Source organism: Flagellimonas nanhaiensis (assembly GCF_003382275.1).
GTDB lineage: Bacteria > Bacteroidota > Bacteroidia > Flavobacteriales > Flavobacteriaceae > Flagellimonas > Flagellimonas nanhaiensis.
The window spans coordinates 1144162-1160509 of sequence record NZ_QTJX01000002.1; the positions used below are offsets into that span (position 1 = coordinate 1144162).

General features: G+C 39.6%; 10 protein-coding genes. All 10 read right to left on the reverse strand.

From position 1 onward, the window contains the following. A complete protein-coding gene (locus DX873_RS12740) occupies positions 1-1269 on the reverse strand; it encodes an MFS transporter (RefSeq protein ID WP_116184797.1) in 1269 nt (422 codons plus the stop codon). Positions 1270-1497: 228 nt separating this feature from the next. Next, complete coding sequence (locus tag DX873_RS12745) at positions 1498-2199, reverse strand: FadR/GntR family transcriptional regulator (protein WP_116184798.1); 702 nt, start codon at positions 2197-2199, stop codon at positions 1498-1500. Positions 2200-2367: 168 nt separating this feature from the next. Next, the gene (locus tag DX873_RS12750) at positions 2368-3303 is read right to left on the reverse strand and encodes a polysaccharide lyase family 7 protein (RefSeq protein WP_232520911.1); all 936 of its coding nucleotides are present in this window, start codon (positions 3301-3303) and stop codon (positions 2368-2370) included. An 11-nt stretch (positions 3304-3314) separates the two neighbouring features. After that, on the reverse strand, positions 3315-4226 hold the full coding sequence (locus DX873_RS12755; RefSeq protein WP_116184800.1) for a polysaccharide lyase family 7 protein: 912 nt from the start codon (positions 4224-4226) through the stop codon (positions 3315-3317). Between the two features lie 113 nt (positions 4227-4339). Then, positions 4340-6325, reverse strand: a complete 1986-nt coding sequence (locus DX873_RS19185) for a PKD domain-containing protein (RefSeq protein ID WP_116184801.1) — start codon at positions 6323-6325, stop codon at positions 4340-4342. A gap of 17 nt (positions 6326-6342) precedes the next feature. Beyond that, positions 6343-7791 (reverse strand): RagB/SusD family nutrient uptake outer membrane protein, encoded by a 1449-nt coding sequence (locus DX873_RS12765; protein ID WP_116184802.1) that lies wholly within the window; start codon positions 7789-7791, stop codon positions 6343-6345. Between the two features lie 18 nt (positions 7792-7809). After that, positions 7810-10914: a SusC/RagA family TonB-linked outer membrane protein gene (locus tag DX873_RS12770; RefSeq protein ID WP_116184803.1), complete on the reverse strand. Its 3105-nt coding sequence runs from the start codon at positions 10912-10914 to the stop codon at positions 7810-7812. Between the two features lie 421 nt (positions 10915-11335). Continuing rightward, complete coding sequence (locus DX873_RS12775; RefSeq protein WP_116184804.1) at positions 11336-11686, reverse strand: cupin domain-containing protein; 351 nt, start codon at positions 11684-11686, stop codon at positions 11336-11338. A 7-nt stretch (positions 11687-11693) separates the two neighbouring features. Further along, entirely contained in the window at positions 11694-13943 is a 2250-nt protein-coding gene (locus DX873_RS12780) for an alginate lyase family protein (RefSeq protein ID WP_181899499.1), read from the reverse strand. Positions 13944-13950: 7 nt separating this feature from the next. Next, on the reverse strand, positions 13951-16299 hold the full coding sequence (locus DX873_RS12785) for a chondroitinase-B domain-containing protein (RefSeq protein ID WP_116184806.1): 2349 nt from the start codon (positions 16297-16299) through the stop codon (positions 13951-13953). Positions 16300-16348: the final 49 nt, after the last annotated feature.

Sequence of the window (16348 nt, forward strand, 5' to 3'; positions counted from 1 at the left end):
TTATTTATTTTCAACTGGTCCTATTTTCTTTACTAATCTGAATATTGACAACACTCCTAGCGGTACAAATACTGCAATTAAAATAAATGCTGGTGTGTAGGATGTTTTTGTTATTACCGGAATAAGAAAATTCATGGCGATTACGGAAAAAATACCGACCGTACCGCCCAATCCGGCCAAGGTTCCTACAGATTTTCCACTGAAAAGATCGCTTGGGATGGTCTGAATATTGGAAATGGCAAATTGAAAGCCAAATAGCACAAAGGCCACAATGACTACGAACTTTGTGGGGTTATCGGCAAAAAGTATGGTGGTCACCAAGCCCAAGAACATCAAAAGTCCTCCAATCCAAATTGTTCGCTTCCGAGCCGTATCAATGCTGGTGCCGCCAGCAACCCACCTTTCGGTAAAAATACCTCCCAAAAGGCTTCCGATTGCAGCTCCAACAAATGGCACCCATGCAAACATTCCTATTTCCTTTACATCAAATCCGTATGTGTTTTGTAGATAAAGTGGCATCCATCCTACGAACAACCACCAAATGGGTTCCAAAAAGAAGCGTGAAGCCAAAACGGACCAAGATTCTTTATAGGACAGAATTTTGGCAATGCTCAAGCCTTTTCCCTCATGGTCTTCTTGGCGGCTTTCATACCTTCCTGAAACGATGTAGTGCTTTTCTTTTTCGGTTATCCAGGGGTGGTATTTAGGTCTTTTCTTATTGAAAATCAACCAGGGAATAATCCACAACATTCCAACGGCCCCAATAATTATAAAAGTGGTCCTCCAACCAAAACCCAGGTATAAAAATGCAATCAAGGGTGGAGCAACTACCGATCCAAGAGAGGCCCCTGCATTGAAAATCCCCTGACCTATTGCCCTGTCCTTAACAGGAAACCATTCGGCATTGCTTTTCACTGCACCAGGCCAGTTACCCGCTTCTGAAACTCCCAACAATACCCTAAAAAGGCTTATTGAAAGTACTCCTCGCGAAAAGGCATGCAGCAAAGATGCCAGGGACCAGACAAAAATGGATATAACATAACCCAACTTGGTACCTACTTTATCGTACATTTTACCGGAGATTGATTGACCTAACGCATAAGCAACCATAAAAACGTTGAGTATGATGGCATAATCTGATTCCGTCATTCCCAATTCCTCTGAAATACCTGGCCACATTATGGCCAATGCTGATCTATCAACATAATTGATAACTGTGGCTAGGGCAATCAACCCTATAATCCACCAACGTAAGCCTTTTAGTTTCATTTTCTACTTAAAATTTTGGGGAAGTTTGACAAGGGGTTCCCTTAAGGGAATGATCCTTAAGGAGACCAATCCCTTTTTAAACTTTGGAAACCTAAACTTGAAATGTAAATCTTGCCGCTCTGCAAGAATTGCCATCGTATTTTAGTAAGTTCTTCTTCCCTCCAATTATTATTTCAATATGGTAAAAACAAAAGCGTGCAATCTTGTTTTTACCATTACAATTAATCTTTAAATGTTATAACAATATTGATATAAAACTTTAAAATGCGCCTTCATTTTTTCTTTGGCCTTTATAGGGTCTTGTTCCTTGATCGCCTCATAAATATCCTCATGCTCCTGTATTCCCTTGAATGAAAGGCTAGCATCACAAACATGGTATTTTTCAAAATTTGTAATAATCTCTGGGGTAATGACCAACATAAAAGTGTTCATGGTACTGTTCTTACTGGCTTGCGCTATAGCCAAGTGGAACAATAAATCTTCCTCAACTGCATCCTGTTCGTTCAACACTTTCTTTTTATAGGCATCCAAAGCTTGCCTCATTTTTGCCAAATCTTCATCTGTTCTTCTCAAAGAAGCCAAACGTACAGTTTTAAGCTCCAATAAGATTCGTGTTTCCACCAAAGACTTAAAGTCGGGATCTTCTAACCTTAAAATATCATCCAGCATTCCACTCATAGCAACCCGTCCGATGTTGGCAATGAAAGTCCCACTTTGCGGTCTAGACTTTAATATGCCAAAAAACTCAAGTTTTTGAATTGCCTCTCTGATATTACTTCGGCTGACACCAAATTTTTCAGAAAGCATTCGTTCGGAAGGTAACTTATCACCTGGTTCCAAGTTTTTATATTCGATATAATCCTTTATACTGGAAATAATTCCCTTTTGCACCTTGTTGATTTCGTTCTTTGTCAGAATTTCTATTCTCATTGTATCAATTAAAGGTTAAATTGGTTAACCAGATTGGTTTGTTAAATTTAGTCAATTTGTCCTAACCAAGAAAACATCTTTATTATTATTGTTATACCAATTAAACTTTAAGATGTTAAAAACTATTGGCCAAAAAAAATTGGCCAATAGTTACTAAACTCAACTAACTCAATGTTCAACCTGTAAGGCATAATATTTTACCACTGCCGATGTGCCTTCGTCCTTACTAATAAGGTAATTTCCTGCCTTAAAATAATTTTCAAAAACACCCCACTTTTCCATATGGATATCTTCTTTTACAAAAGATTCGTTATTATTCAATATCACCTCAATCCTACCCTCGGAAGCAATTACTTCCAATGAGAACTTTTCGGTTCCCACAGGTTCAGGAAAGCTATAAGGCACATCATCTTCCCATGCAGAAGTGTGCAACAATTCCTCATTGGACACATCTAGGTTTTTTAATTTTTTTGTGTGGACTCTTACCTTACCATCATTCCAATAAATCTTTAATACCGGGGGCGCATTATTGTCATCCTCCCCAATCAAATCTCGTTGTTCATTGGTTAATCTGCCATGTATCTGCATGATTATGGTTCGGTACTTTTTACCATTTTCATCTTCTGAAATAAAAGGAACTGAGAGTGTCCCCGTCATTCTGCCACCTTGGGCAAATGTCCAATTGATATTATTACTTCCGGGTTCCATTTGTTCCCTCAATTCTGTTCTTGAATAGGTGGAATTTGGAGTGGATGAGCCCGGAAAGGTGTAAAATACCAAAGACCCATCTGTAGAATCGTTATACATGTAAGGAAGTAAAGCTTCATTTGTAGCGTAATCCAAAATTTCTGGAGGTTTGACCTCATCTGGAGCTCCAATCGGCAAGGTTACCTTCCAATTACTTAAATCGATTTCCGGAAGTAAATAGGTTGACCCCTCATTATCATCTGGCACAGTATCATCCACAACATCATCTTCTATGTTGCTATCTTCTGTTTGTGTGTCTTCTATAATCTCCTCAGACGATGATTCGCAACTAAAAGCACTCAAACCCATCACGAGTAGCAGAGAAAAACAGATTAGATGTGTTGTATTTGTAGTCATCGAACTCTTGGTTAGTGTGTTACAGATAGTTCATAAAGTTTAACCTTGGCAAAGGCCCCTTCATCTCTGGTCTGCAAATAATTGCCCACCTTAAAATAGTTTTCAAATATTCCCCATCGTTTAATGCTGGGACTATCATAAACAAAAAATTCATTTTTATTTAGGGATACCACCATTTTTCCTTCGGTCACCTTAACCTCAATGGTAAATTTTCTAAAACCTACCTCTTCCTCAAAGTTTCTACCCTTGTCATCAGTCCATGCTTCTTTGTACAAAATACCCTTTGGGCCCACTCCAGCAAACTTCAGAACTTTGGTCTTAACTCTTATTTTTCCCTTGTCCCAGTATATTTTTAAAATTGGTGGTGCATTGTTGTCTTTTTGTCCAATCAAATCTCTTTGTTCATTGGTCAATCTTCCATGGATCTGTGCAACAATAACTCTATGGTGTTTGCCTTTTTTATCTCTGGTCACTTCTCCCATTGCCATTTTAGCCTTCAAATATCCACCATCCTTAAATGTCCAGTTTGCATTATCGTTTCCCGGTTGCATTTGCTCCCTTAATTCTGACCTTGAGTATTTGGTATTTGCCGTGGTTGCATTAGAAGGGTAAGCATAAAACACCAGGGCTCCCGAGGTAGAATCATTGTACATATATGGCTTTAAAGTTTCATTGTTGGCATACTCCAAAATCTCTGGAGGTTTTACACTTACGGCACCACCTTTGCCTTCACCTTCAGGGATAGTAACTTTCCAGTGGCTTAAATCAATATTTGGAAGCTTGTACTTTTTCTTTTTCCTCTTCTTCCTTTCAACTTTTGCATCGGATATAGCAACGCCACTTTTCTTTTCCTGAGCAGAAACGTTAACTATCATGAATGCTATCATAAAAGTTGCCAGATATGTCTTTAGGAAAATCTTCATACTATAAATCAATTATTAAGTACAATATTCTTCACTCTTTAAACACTGGGATTTAACCACCCAGCCAATTATAAACCGGGTGGTTTTGATGTATCAACAGTGTTTATTTACTATTATTCAATGGTTATGTTATCATAGAAGGCCTCAGCCGTATTGTCAACAACATCAACATTCCTCACATAAATCACTATCTGGTTTGTAGATGGTGTAAAATTGAAGCTGCTGGTCACGAATACACTTGAATCTGCATTGAAATCATTTGTGATTTCAAAGTACGCATCAACAGCACTGTCAGAAGTAGATGCATTGATTCCTACTTCATCTTCGATTTCAGTATTCAATATGAAGACATCAGTATTTGTTTGAAAGCCTGATGTACGTGAATCAATTGAAAAAGTATACGAAACTCCTTGCTGTACTTGAACTACTTGATACAAACGGCGGCTAGGTTCTTCAAGTTTTCCTCCTCTAGTGTCATTATTTCCATCACTGGTAGAACCAGGCTGTTCGCTATTATCACCGTACTCAGTATTAAGCCAGCTATCCAAAGCACCATTGTCCCAAAGAGGATCATACGGACTAGGAATATCATTTCCATCACAATCCTTAATCGTAGAATTAGGTGTCATATCCCATGGATCGGCATTGTCCCCTGTGCTTTCTCCAGTACATCCTGCAGTTGTGCCATAAAGGTCAAAATTTCCATTTAATACCTGTACCACAAAACCTTGAGATACGACAAGTTCCTCTGTTGCCACACTTATGTTTCCAGTTATACTTGTAGCGGTAAGGGTAACCGTGTAAATTCCGTCTTCATCATAGGTATGTGTTGGATCCATTCCGGTAAATTGGAAACCATCCCCAAATTCCCATAACAATGATTCTATCAAACCTTCAGAGGCATCCATGAAAGAAAACGTTCTATAATCACCTGGGTCCACTTGAGAAGTGAAATCAGCACTTACGGGAGCTAAAATGGTAATAGTCTGTTCCAATGAATTTGACAAACCGGAATCATTAGTAGCAACAAGTGTTACCGTATAGGTATCGGCTACGGCGTATACGTGAGTTGGCGACTCTTCTGTTGAAACATTTCCATCACCAAAGTCCCACTCATAGCTTGTTGCCCCAGTTGAGGAGTTTGTAAAGGTATATTCCAAGTAATTCACCTCACTCTGAGCAGATGCAAAGCCGACAGATGGAGGTACAGCACCTTCGGCACCAACCTCAATCGTGAAGTCATCCAATCTACCTTCTACTTCACCATTGGTGAAGAAAATAGCTACTGTATTATTAGTCCCAGAATTAAAAGACAATTTTTGTTGTAGGTAAACATCAGGCTCAGAATCATCGGTTACCGTTACAGAGGCAATGGTACCGTTAGCCACATCTTCCAATGTGGTGAAAGTGCCTCCATTTTCTGTTACCCCTAAAACTGATACTATTAACCTAGGATCGGAAGATCCACTTAACATTGTATACCAAAAACTCAGGTCATAGTTCGTATCAGGTTCTACCGTAATTTCTTGATAACCTGCCCGGTCTCCTGCCGGGGTAGGCAATTTACCGCCTTGATCACCAAAAGTGACAGGGCTTCCTGTAATCTGGATAACGCCACCTAGATCACTGTTTCTCCATGAGTCTCTTCCATCACCGCCTCCCTCTGGTAGGGTATCATCCTCGAAACCTGCTTCCAAAATAATAGGTTGAAATGGACCTTCAGCCACAATAACATCTATTGTAGTGGTACCTGTTACACCATTTCCATCAGTAGCGGTCAATGTTACAGCATAGGTGCCTTCACCATCTTCAAATGTAAATGTAGGATCTTCTTCACTAGAGGTGCCATTTCCATCGAAATCCCAAGAATAAGTGGATGCCTCCGATGATAGGTTGGTAAAATTGATGATCCTAAAATCATCTGCAGAGGAAGCATATGAAAAGTTAGCTTCTGGAAATATCTCATCTACCTTAGAGTTTGCCCCTGGCAATTCGTCTCTAAAAATTTCGTCACCTACACAGCTCACAGCAACACCAGTCACTGCCAGCAACACCAGCACCAGTTTTGTTCTACTAAATTTATTTATAATATGTTTCATAGTATTTTTATTTTTTATTAATAGCCAGGGTTTTGCGTCAAAAGCCCATCGCTCAAATTAATTTCCCTTGCCGGAATTGGCAATAGCAAATCCCTTCCGGTAAAAACATATCCCATCTCATCAGAGTGAGCACTCAATACTTCATTGGCAACACCGAATCTAAGCAGGTCAAACCAGCGCTGGTTTTCAAACGCAAGTTCCACACGTCTTTCCACTAAAAGTTCATCTTTGCTAACACTTGACACGCTGTTAGGAGCTGTTTCTGGAAATGCCCTATCCCGAATCATCTGAAAAGATTGTAGTGCACCTGCATCAGTTGTACTGGTACCTGTTCCTATTGTCGCTTCAACGTGCATCAACAAAACATCTGCATAACGCAAAGCTATATAGTCATTTCCAGCATCTCTGGCATTATCCCCGTAGGTTGGAGGAGAAACCGTAATGTCCGAACCTTCGGGCAAATACTTAATCACCTCGATAGAACTTCCATAATTAATGAACGATTGCTCACCTCGATTGCCACCAAAAGCGGCAAAATCTGCCACCAGATTGTCATTTACAATGTTCTGACCATCTTCTCTTCCCTGTCGAACAAAAGATGTAAATTCAGAAGAGAAACTCTGACTTTCAAGTTGGTTTCCAAAAGCATATTGAATTGCAAATATGATCTCATCGTTCAATTCATTATAGAAAACATCGGTGAAGTTGTCCTGTAAGCTGAATTGGCCACTACTGATGATGTCTTCACAAAGTGACTTTGCCGCTGCATAATCTGGAGTTGGCAGACTCATATAAACCTTGGCCAATATGCCTTGGGCCGCCGCTCTGGAAGCTCTGGCTTTGTAGGTATTATCCAAAACGTTCACCGCCTCCTGTAAATCTTGGATTATTTGATCATAAATCAATGCGGTAGACACCCTAGTGAAAAGGGCCTCTTTATCATCTGGAAGTAAAACTTCAGTTACCAAAGGCACATCACCAAATAACCTTACCAATTTAAAATAAGCATAGGCCCTTAAAAACTTAATCTCTGCTGTATATCGTGCCTGATTATTTGCGTCGGCCAACTCTACAAACCTGAACATGTTATTGGCTCTAAATATTACTTCATACATTGATGCGTAATAATCCTCTGATTCGACATTATTTGCATCAACCACATATCTATGAAAATCAGATTTGGAACCTTCCAAGGTTGCATTTCTGGTATTATCTGTTCTATGTTCTGTTAATAGATGTTCAAATTGCACACCTCTATTAGCATCACCTATGTTTGTCTCTGTATTTTCATTGACCCCTTGAAGGGCATCGTAAATTCCAATGATACCTGCTTCAACATCAGCATCAGTCTGAAAAAATGACTCTTCGACTACCACCGAGTCCGGTAACGGATTCAAAAACTCGTCTGTATCACACGACATGAAGACCATTGTCAATGTGAGTACTATATACTTTATATATTTCATAATTTTCTTTTTGTTTTTTTAAAAATCTACGTTAAGACCAAGGGTCACCGTTTTAAAAATTGGTGTACCGGCCCTTTGAGAGCCATACGCCCTTACGTTGCCGTTGTCGTCATGTTCAGGGTTAAAACCATGATAGTCATCTGCGGTTATGTACAGAAGATTCTGAGCAGTAGCATATAGTCTAACATTAGAAATGCCTATTTCGGAGAATATATCACTATCAAAATTGTAGCCTACATTAATGTTTCTCAACGAAAAGTAATCAGCACTTGCAATTACCTCACTGGTCAATACTTTTTCCTGTATGAAAGAGGCATGTGGAACTAAACCGTCCGCAACGGCTTGTGCCTCACCGCCACTTCTGGTTCTATTACCAAACCAATTGAAGAAATATTGATCTCCAATATTGTTTACTTGGGCCCCCAAACTTCCTTGCACCATGAACGATAGATCAAAATTTCCAAATTGGAACTCGTTGGTGAAGCTATATATCAAATCTGGATATGGGTCACCAAGAATCGTTTTATCGTCTTCTGTAATAATGCCATCTCCGTTTAAGTCGACAACAATGGTATCATCAGATTGTCCGTTAATCCTGTTCCAAGGATTGTCCACGTAGGTAGTCCTAAATTCGGTCTCATCAAATGCCTCGGTATCCACTACATAACCCCAGAATGAAGAAATAGGTTCTCCTATTCTGTTTATCCACTGTGAATTTCTACCATATGTATCTTCAATCAGTGCATTATTGGAGTCTCCAAAACTTAATAGCTCATTTTGGTTGGTAGAAGCAATCAATGTAGAGCTCCATCGAAAGTTCTCTTTCATAATGTTTCTGGTCCTAAGCTCAAATTCCACCCCTCTATTTTGAACCTCACCTAGGTTTACAATACCACCATTAAAACCGGTTAGGTAAGAAACTGGATTTTCCAACAAAAGGTCATCACTATTTCTTTGATAATAATCAATGGACCCAGAGATTCTATTGTTCCAAAAACCGTAATCCAAACCAACGGTGAATTCTTCGGAAGCCTCCCATCCTAAATCGGCATTCGCAATATTTAATGGAGATGAACCCGAAACCAAAGAGCCATTAACAACAGCATTGGTATTCTGCAATAATGATAGGTAAGGCCATATGGTTTCTTCAAGGGTGTCAAGATTAAAGTTTTCAGCGCCAGTTAAACCATAACTAGCCCTTAACTTTAAATTATTTACTAATTCACTGTTCAACAAGAAACTTTCCTTAGCAACATTCCAACCTACGGATACTGCGGGGAAATTACCCCATTTGGTGTTGTTTCCAAAAACAGAACTACCATCTCTACGGAAAGATGCATTCAATAAGTATTTATCCTTATAAGCGTAGTTTACCCTTGCGAACATACCTATTTTCTTACGCTCACCATTATTTTGAATAGCGGTTAGGTTATCAGGATTACCTCCATTGATGTTTCTTAAACGATCATCTGTAAAACCATTTATCTCAACCTCGCTTATTTCGGTTTTACGTTGTTGTACGGTTAAACCGCCCAACAAGTTCAAACTATGATCTCCAAAATCTTTGTTGTAGTTTAAGGTATTATCATTTACTATTCTCGTTCTAAAACGATTCTGCAAGTAGAAATTAGAACGGCTTGCCCCAGAAGCATGGTAGTTTACACCATCATATCTGTCCCTTCTTCGTTGCTCCAAAGTAATACCAACGGAAGTTTTTGCTGTTAAGCCATCTGCCAGTTTATAGCTCAAATAAGAAGAACCGAACAACTTTGTGTTAAACTCATAATGTTGTCTCTCAACATATTGTTGAAACGGATTGGAATCACCAGACGTACGGGGTCTTTCGTTATTGCCATCATTATCAAAATCCATGTTGACCAAATGGTTTTCCCAGAAGTAATCCCCCACATCAACATCAGGATATACATCACGATTGATGTACTGTAATGTTTCCTCTGTGTGGTATATGGGTAACCATGGGGACTGCCGAGTTGGATTGTGTATGGAGGTGGGCAACCTTCTTTGTTCTGTATACGAAGGAGACGCTCTAAGACCAAATTTCAGTCTTTTTCCAATCTTGGTATCAAATTTTAAGTTTGCGGTGTATAATTGATAATCGTCGGTAATAACAACTCCCTCGTCACTCAAAGCTCTTAAAGAAGCGCTAAAAGTAGAATTCTCATTCCCACCACGAGCTGATAGTGAATGACTTGTTACTATTCCTCCATCAAAGAAGACATCTTGCCAGTCTCTGTTGATACCTGTGGTCTCAACAATGTCCAAAGCGTATAGAGTTTCTCCAGAAAGTGTTCCCGTTGCTGCCTGTTCTATAGCTGCCCATTCCTTAAGGTCCTTTTTATAATCGTCACTTCCATGAGCTTGCTTATATCCTGTGTAGGTTTGATAGCTGAATTGTGTCTTGCCTTCCCTACCACTTTTAGTTGTTATCAAAATAACACCATTAGCACCTTCACTACCATAAATTGATGCAGATGCAGCATCTTTAAGTATTTCGAAGGATTCTACATCATTCATATCAATATTGGCAAGAAACTCTGAGCTAACCACGATACCGTCCACAACTAATGCGGGACCAGAGTCTGCATTAATGGATCCAACACCCCGAATGGTAATAGTGGGCGCGCCTCCTGCTTCTGCATTTGTTGCTTGGATATTTACCCCAGATACTTGACCAATCAAAGCATCATCAACCCTTGATACGGCTATTTGGTCCAAAGTTTCATTAACCACTTTGGATATAGACCCCGTTACTGTTGATTTTCTTTGTGTGCCATATCCGATAACCACAACCTCATCCAATTGGCTGGTATCTTCCAGAAGTGTAATATCTATTGTTGATTGTCCATTAATAATGACAGTCTGGGTAGCGTAACCGAGATACGAAAACTGCAATACCTCATCGGTGGAAACCGTTAAAGAGTAGTTGCCGTCAAAATCGGTCTGGGTACCTCTTGTTGTGTTGAGCACGATAACATTTACCCCCGGGATCGGGAAGGTATCTGCTCCTTTTACGACCCCGGATACTGTATAAGATTCCTGGGCTATTGATTGGAGACTGACGAGCAATATCCCAATCAATATTAGTTTTGATCTAAAATTCATTTGTTTAGTTAGTTTCAATTATTCTTGTTGTTCAGTTAAAATTCGATTCACATTGTGCATAGTGATTGCCTCATAAATCTCTGCCAACCACTACAATTCTCTTAAAATCAAATGAATTCCGTAGTTTTGTGTTGACAGCTACCTATAAGGTGAGCTTGTTAACGTATTACTTCCCTCCAAAGAAGTGATATCTACAAAAGGATAGGCGTGCACCTATCCTTTTTTTGTTGGTCTATGTTTTCATATTTTGTTGTTTTCTTATTGGTATTCCAAACTGGTCAACCAATTTGGTTTACCAAATATATGTTATCAAAGCGTTAAAAAAAAATGATTTTATCATTTAAGTGTTAAAATTTTGAGGACTTAATAGATTTGTTTAGTTTAAGACGTTTATGGTTAAACAAAACCATTGTTCCGTAAACTAGGACTGCATGAAATCCTCACGAATCGGGCTGAAAACATCGATTAAAATCCCTGATTTTTTGCAGATTGCACCATGCATTACATGCGGAGGGATATAAAATGCATCTCCGCCTTTCATAATTTTGGTTTCCTCACCAATAGTAAGTTCAAATTCACCGCTTTCAACATAGGTTACTTGTGAATGATAATGCTCGTGCATGGGACCAATTCCCCCAACATCAAAATGGACCTTTACCAACATGATCTTATCGTCGTATCCCATAATTTTCCGCTTCACGCCTTCTCCAACCACCTCCCATTCAATGTGGTCATCCATTAAAAATTCTTTGCTTGCTCCAAATGTTTCCATAATTCTGTTATTGTTTAGTTTTAATGAAATGGTAAGGCCCAGTCCATTGATAGTTTTTATTGTTAATGGTAAGTGTGTGTTTCTTGTCTTTTAAAGGGTTTTTATTTGATAGAATAAACAACCCTACTTTTCCCTCTACATTTTCAATGGTCACGGCGGTGTAATCGGAAGAGTCGTGAACCACTTGCAATTCCGCAATACCACTGTTTGAATCAACCGAGAATTCAGAAACAGGGCTATAACTACCATGAGATTCTATGGTCGACACAAATACAGTGTTTTTGCTGTTTTTTCTTCTAATCAGTAAACTGGCGTCTCTTCTAAGGTTAAATTCAGGATCATTGGCTCCCAATCTAGTAAAGAGCATTTCATCATTTTTATGGATCACAGAGGTTAGCGTGTAAAATTTGTTGTTACGCAACCACGAAAGTTTAGTGTTTTTTGTTTTAGGCTTTCCTTTTCCTTCTATATAGAGATGTTGATAACCGTTATCGGTCCCCAATGCTCCTAAGTCGGAGGGTGAACTATAGTCAAAATTCACTTTCATGACCTGTCCCAAAAAATGAAAGGGCAGATCATATTGGTTTTCTGTTTGGGCACTTACCCTTAAAAGATCCAGCACTACTGGCTTTTCAAAATCTTCAAAACTGAGCAATGCCATGGTTCGATGCATTTTGGTACCCGGGTAGGCATTGTTTTCCTTTGCGCTCACCACCTGTACATTTTTATCAGACACATCATAGAAATAAAGCTCTGAATGGTGCTGACTTCCTATTTCATATTCACCATTAAAATGTGAAGTTTCGTTTTGTACCAAGGTGTTATGGGCAATAGTCTGCTTGGCCCAGGTTGTGTTTTCCCTTAAATAATTTCCTCCCCCTTTTTGTTCAATATTGACGAAACGCGCCATACCGTAATCTTGCAAAACATCCATACCCTCGTCATACAGCATAAAGGATAGTTTGTCATAATGGCCATGACTTAATCCATGGGCAGTATATTTAAATACTAGTTCGAGCTTGTCTTCACGTAGCACGGTAATTCCTCCCTGTTTGCCATCCGGACCATCGGATAGATGAATGGACTGTTTCTTAAAAGACTCTGTTTTATCCTCGCGAATACCCAGTGCAACAGATAGCCCTGAATCATCCAAGATCACCCTATCCTGTTTTTCTGAAATGCTTAGCAATCTAGGGTCGCTTCCACCATAGTGATAGGCAATGTTAACCGCAGTGACCAACTCACGGGAATAGTATGACATACCCTTTTGAGCATCGTTCAAAGGAAAAAAATCCCCGTCCTCATTCGAGAGGTTGATAAGCGCATTGACCGATTTTAATAGTACACTGTCCTTATGTTGAAAAATTTTAAGCTCCGGTTTTACATTGTGGAGTCCAACTGCAAAAATCAAAAATGGATACATGGCATATCTTTGATAATACGGTCCTTCGGTATAATACCCATCAGGAGAGAAAGGTTCTTCGAGATTGGCCAAAAACCCTGCTTTGCCCTGCGTTTTGATAAAGCCCCCATCGTTATCCTTGGCATCGGCATCAAGACCATCATCCTCAATGCCGTACAATGCTCTCTGTATGAGCTCTTCATCGCCCATTACCAATCCGATCATGCCCACAGCAGCATTCCCCCAGGTACTATGGTTATGAACCCGATTAAAGAATTGTGGGTTCTCCGTGGATATGAAATCAGCGAAAGGTCGGAACAGATTCTTTTCAAGCTGTTGGCGCTCTTTCTTTGATAGCCAATCATAAATACAATCATAGGCTTGGCTAACGTACACCAACCAATTGCTATCGTTCAAACATTGCCAAAACAGTTTTCCCCGAGCATAGGACCGTTCCTTTGGGTGCACTGGCAAGTCTTTATATAATGCTTCGTACTGAAAAAGCATATCCCTAACATAAACTGCATATTTTTCATCTTGTAAAATCTGAAAAAGAACCCCAGCTTTTTGAAGAATTAAAAAATTACGCTTGTGCCGTTCGTGGGTATAACCACCAGAATAATCCTTTGGGACGGGTGTATCTATACCCAAAGCGATTTCTGCATCAACTTCTTCTTGTATTATTTTTAAGGATGCATCAAACAGTGGAACCTTACCTAGCTCTGCCCTGATCTTTTCTACCCCTCTTTTGGTCAGAATAAGATTTGGATGCTCCTGAGCCAATACCATATATGAACTGAACACCATTAGTATGCAGCCTAGGGTTTTTGTAGCTCGAAGTATTGTGTTTCCCATCCTATTTTTAGCTTTTGATCAATCCCAAGTCGCTCCCATCGGTTCCCTTTCCTTTTAAAACGGAATCTCCACTTAAGTTATATGACTGGTCGTCCATGAATCCAGGGGACAAGGACCATAAGTTTTCAACGGTATATTTTTGATCTCCTGTGACTTCGAGTTTATCCGATCTGTAAAAATTGTTGTTAGCCACTTTTACAATGGGTTCCCCCACCACCAAGTGCATATTTATACCCTTACTATTGTCAAATATGTTGTTCTTGATATCAATTTCCTGTACCCCATAAAGCGAAACGGCCGCACCATACTTATTCCGCTTGTCGTGCCCAACATTATCCAAAACATTATGTGCCATTTGCAAAAAGGGACCAAAGGTACTTTCATCTTTTCCTCCACGGTGCAATCTAAGTACCGCACCTCCAACTCCATTGAAGACATTATTTTTGAGGATTACATACTCCGCATTGTATATTCCTATATCATCGGTCTCTTTATCCAAAGCGATCACATTGCCAGAGATGGTCTTAAATCTAGAGTTCTTGATGCTAATGGTATCAGCAAATGTATTCTTATACACCCGGATGGCATCATACGAATGATTCACATCCAAATTCACAAAATCACAGTTATCTACAAACAACTTGTAATTTTTGTTCATAGAGTATTTGCTAGTGGTTATTACCGAATTTCCTGTTCTGTCCGGAGATGCTTCCCCATCAAAAATGATGTTTTCCAAACTAAGGCTTCCACCATTCTGGATTTCGAAGAGCGACTTCTTTTCAAACAAAATTTTGGCTTTATTGCCTGTTGTACCCCTAAAGGTCAGTGGATGTTTGATGGCAATACTTTTTGTGAGGGTGTACGGTTCTCCGGAATCCAGCTCAAGAATATCGCCAGGCTCCGAGCTTTCAACAGCCTCGAACAGGCTATTAAGGCCTGCTGCTACTTGAATTGTTTTTCCCGAGGAAAGCAACACATCACTAGTCTTCTTAGAATACCATGAAACACCGGTATTTTGCTTAGTAGCAATTTCAGAGCTGAGTTTTGCGCCGGTTTTTAGTGTTGCATCAGCAGGGACCAAAAGACCATTTTCATTTTCTTCCAGTTCCAATTCCAACTTGGTGAAGCCCGATTCTGAGATTGAATTTACATTTGGACTGATAATGTTGTTTTGGAAATTGATTCCACTGATATCGTCATATACCGTAAAAAGGTTATCGCGTTTCTCATTGTAAAAAATATTGTCCGCCACAACACAGTTTTCTGGCGGAGCATTCCGTTCTGCATCTGCCCCAGCACACAATTGAACGTGATCACAATTTATAAAAGTGTTGTTCTTTACAACCGCATCCTTTGCTTGATCATATCTATTGATTGGGGAATTGTAGATGCCGTTCATGATTACAAAGGCTCCCCTAAAGCGATATCCTGTGAGCCCAATGCCATAATTATTGGTTACCGTCTGTTTTCCATTAATGACCCGTATGCCTCCAGTTGATGGTTTACCATTGCCAATAAAAACATTTCCGTCTACAAGTGTTCCTTCACCATGGCGCATGGTCAATGTTCCGATACATTCATAAAACACGTTGTTTTTATATGTATTCTGCCCAGACTTATTTGAGATAATCTCGTGCTCCCCATCGCATTGATCAAAATAATTTGCTTCTACAAGAGTGTTTGAATTGGTACGGGAAAAATGGCTGGTGCCTATCCGCAAAGTTTCGCCGCCATTCGACCCTAGGTTTGGCCTTGGTCCAAAATAGTTGTGGTCAATTTTATGATGGTTTTCTTGATGTTCTTTCCCATTGAGCCTAACAATCATGGTGACCCCTCTATTTCTTTTACCAACCAAATGGTTGTGGTCCACACGGTTGTTTTTTCCATATATGGCCACCCAGGTATCAGGTTCATGGCGCTCAGGATTGTTATAATCGTCTATTACGCATTCTGTTACCCTACTATTTATAGCGAAAGAGTTCCGGTCTTTTTTGAAAGAGATCACCTCTGTAGTCGGAGTAAAACCATTTTTGAAAACCAAGCCTTCCACATGGAGATATTGGCCGGCCATTCGGAGATTTGAAGCTCCTTCTAAGCTTACTTTCCCTTTTTCTTCAACTGTCAAGGTAATCGGTTTCTCTTTGGTTCCATTCCCCTCGAACAATAATTCAGCATCTTCCCATACCCCATTTGCCAGAACAATTACATCCCCAGGTTGGGCATTGGCTACAGCATTGTCAAAATCTTCCATGGTGTTCACCAAAGTACCATCAACCCTTTGTTCTTTGCAGGATTGAAGACCCGTAAAAAAAGTGGTCACTATAGCTAAGGATAAAAATATTCTAAGTTGTTTCATGTCAATTTATGTTATATGACTGATTTTAAAATGTATGTGCGGCACAACA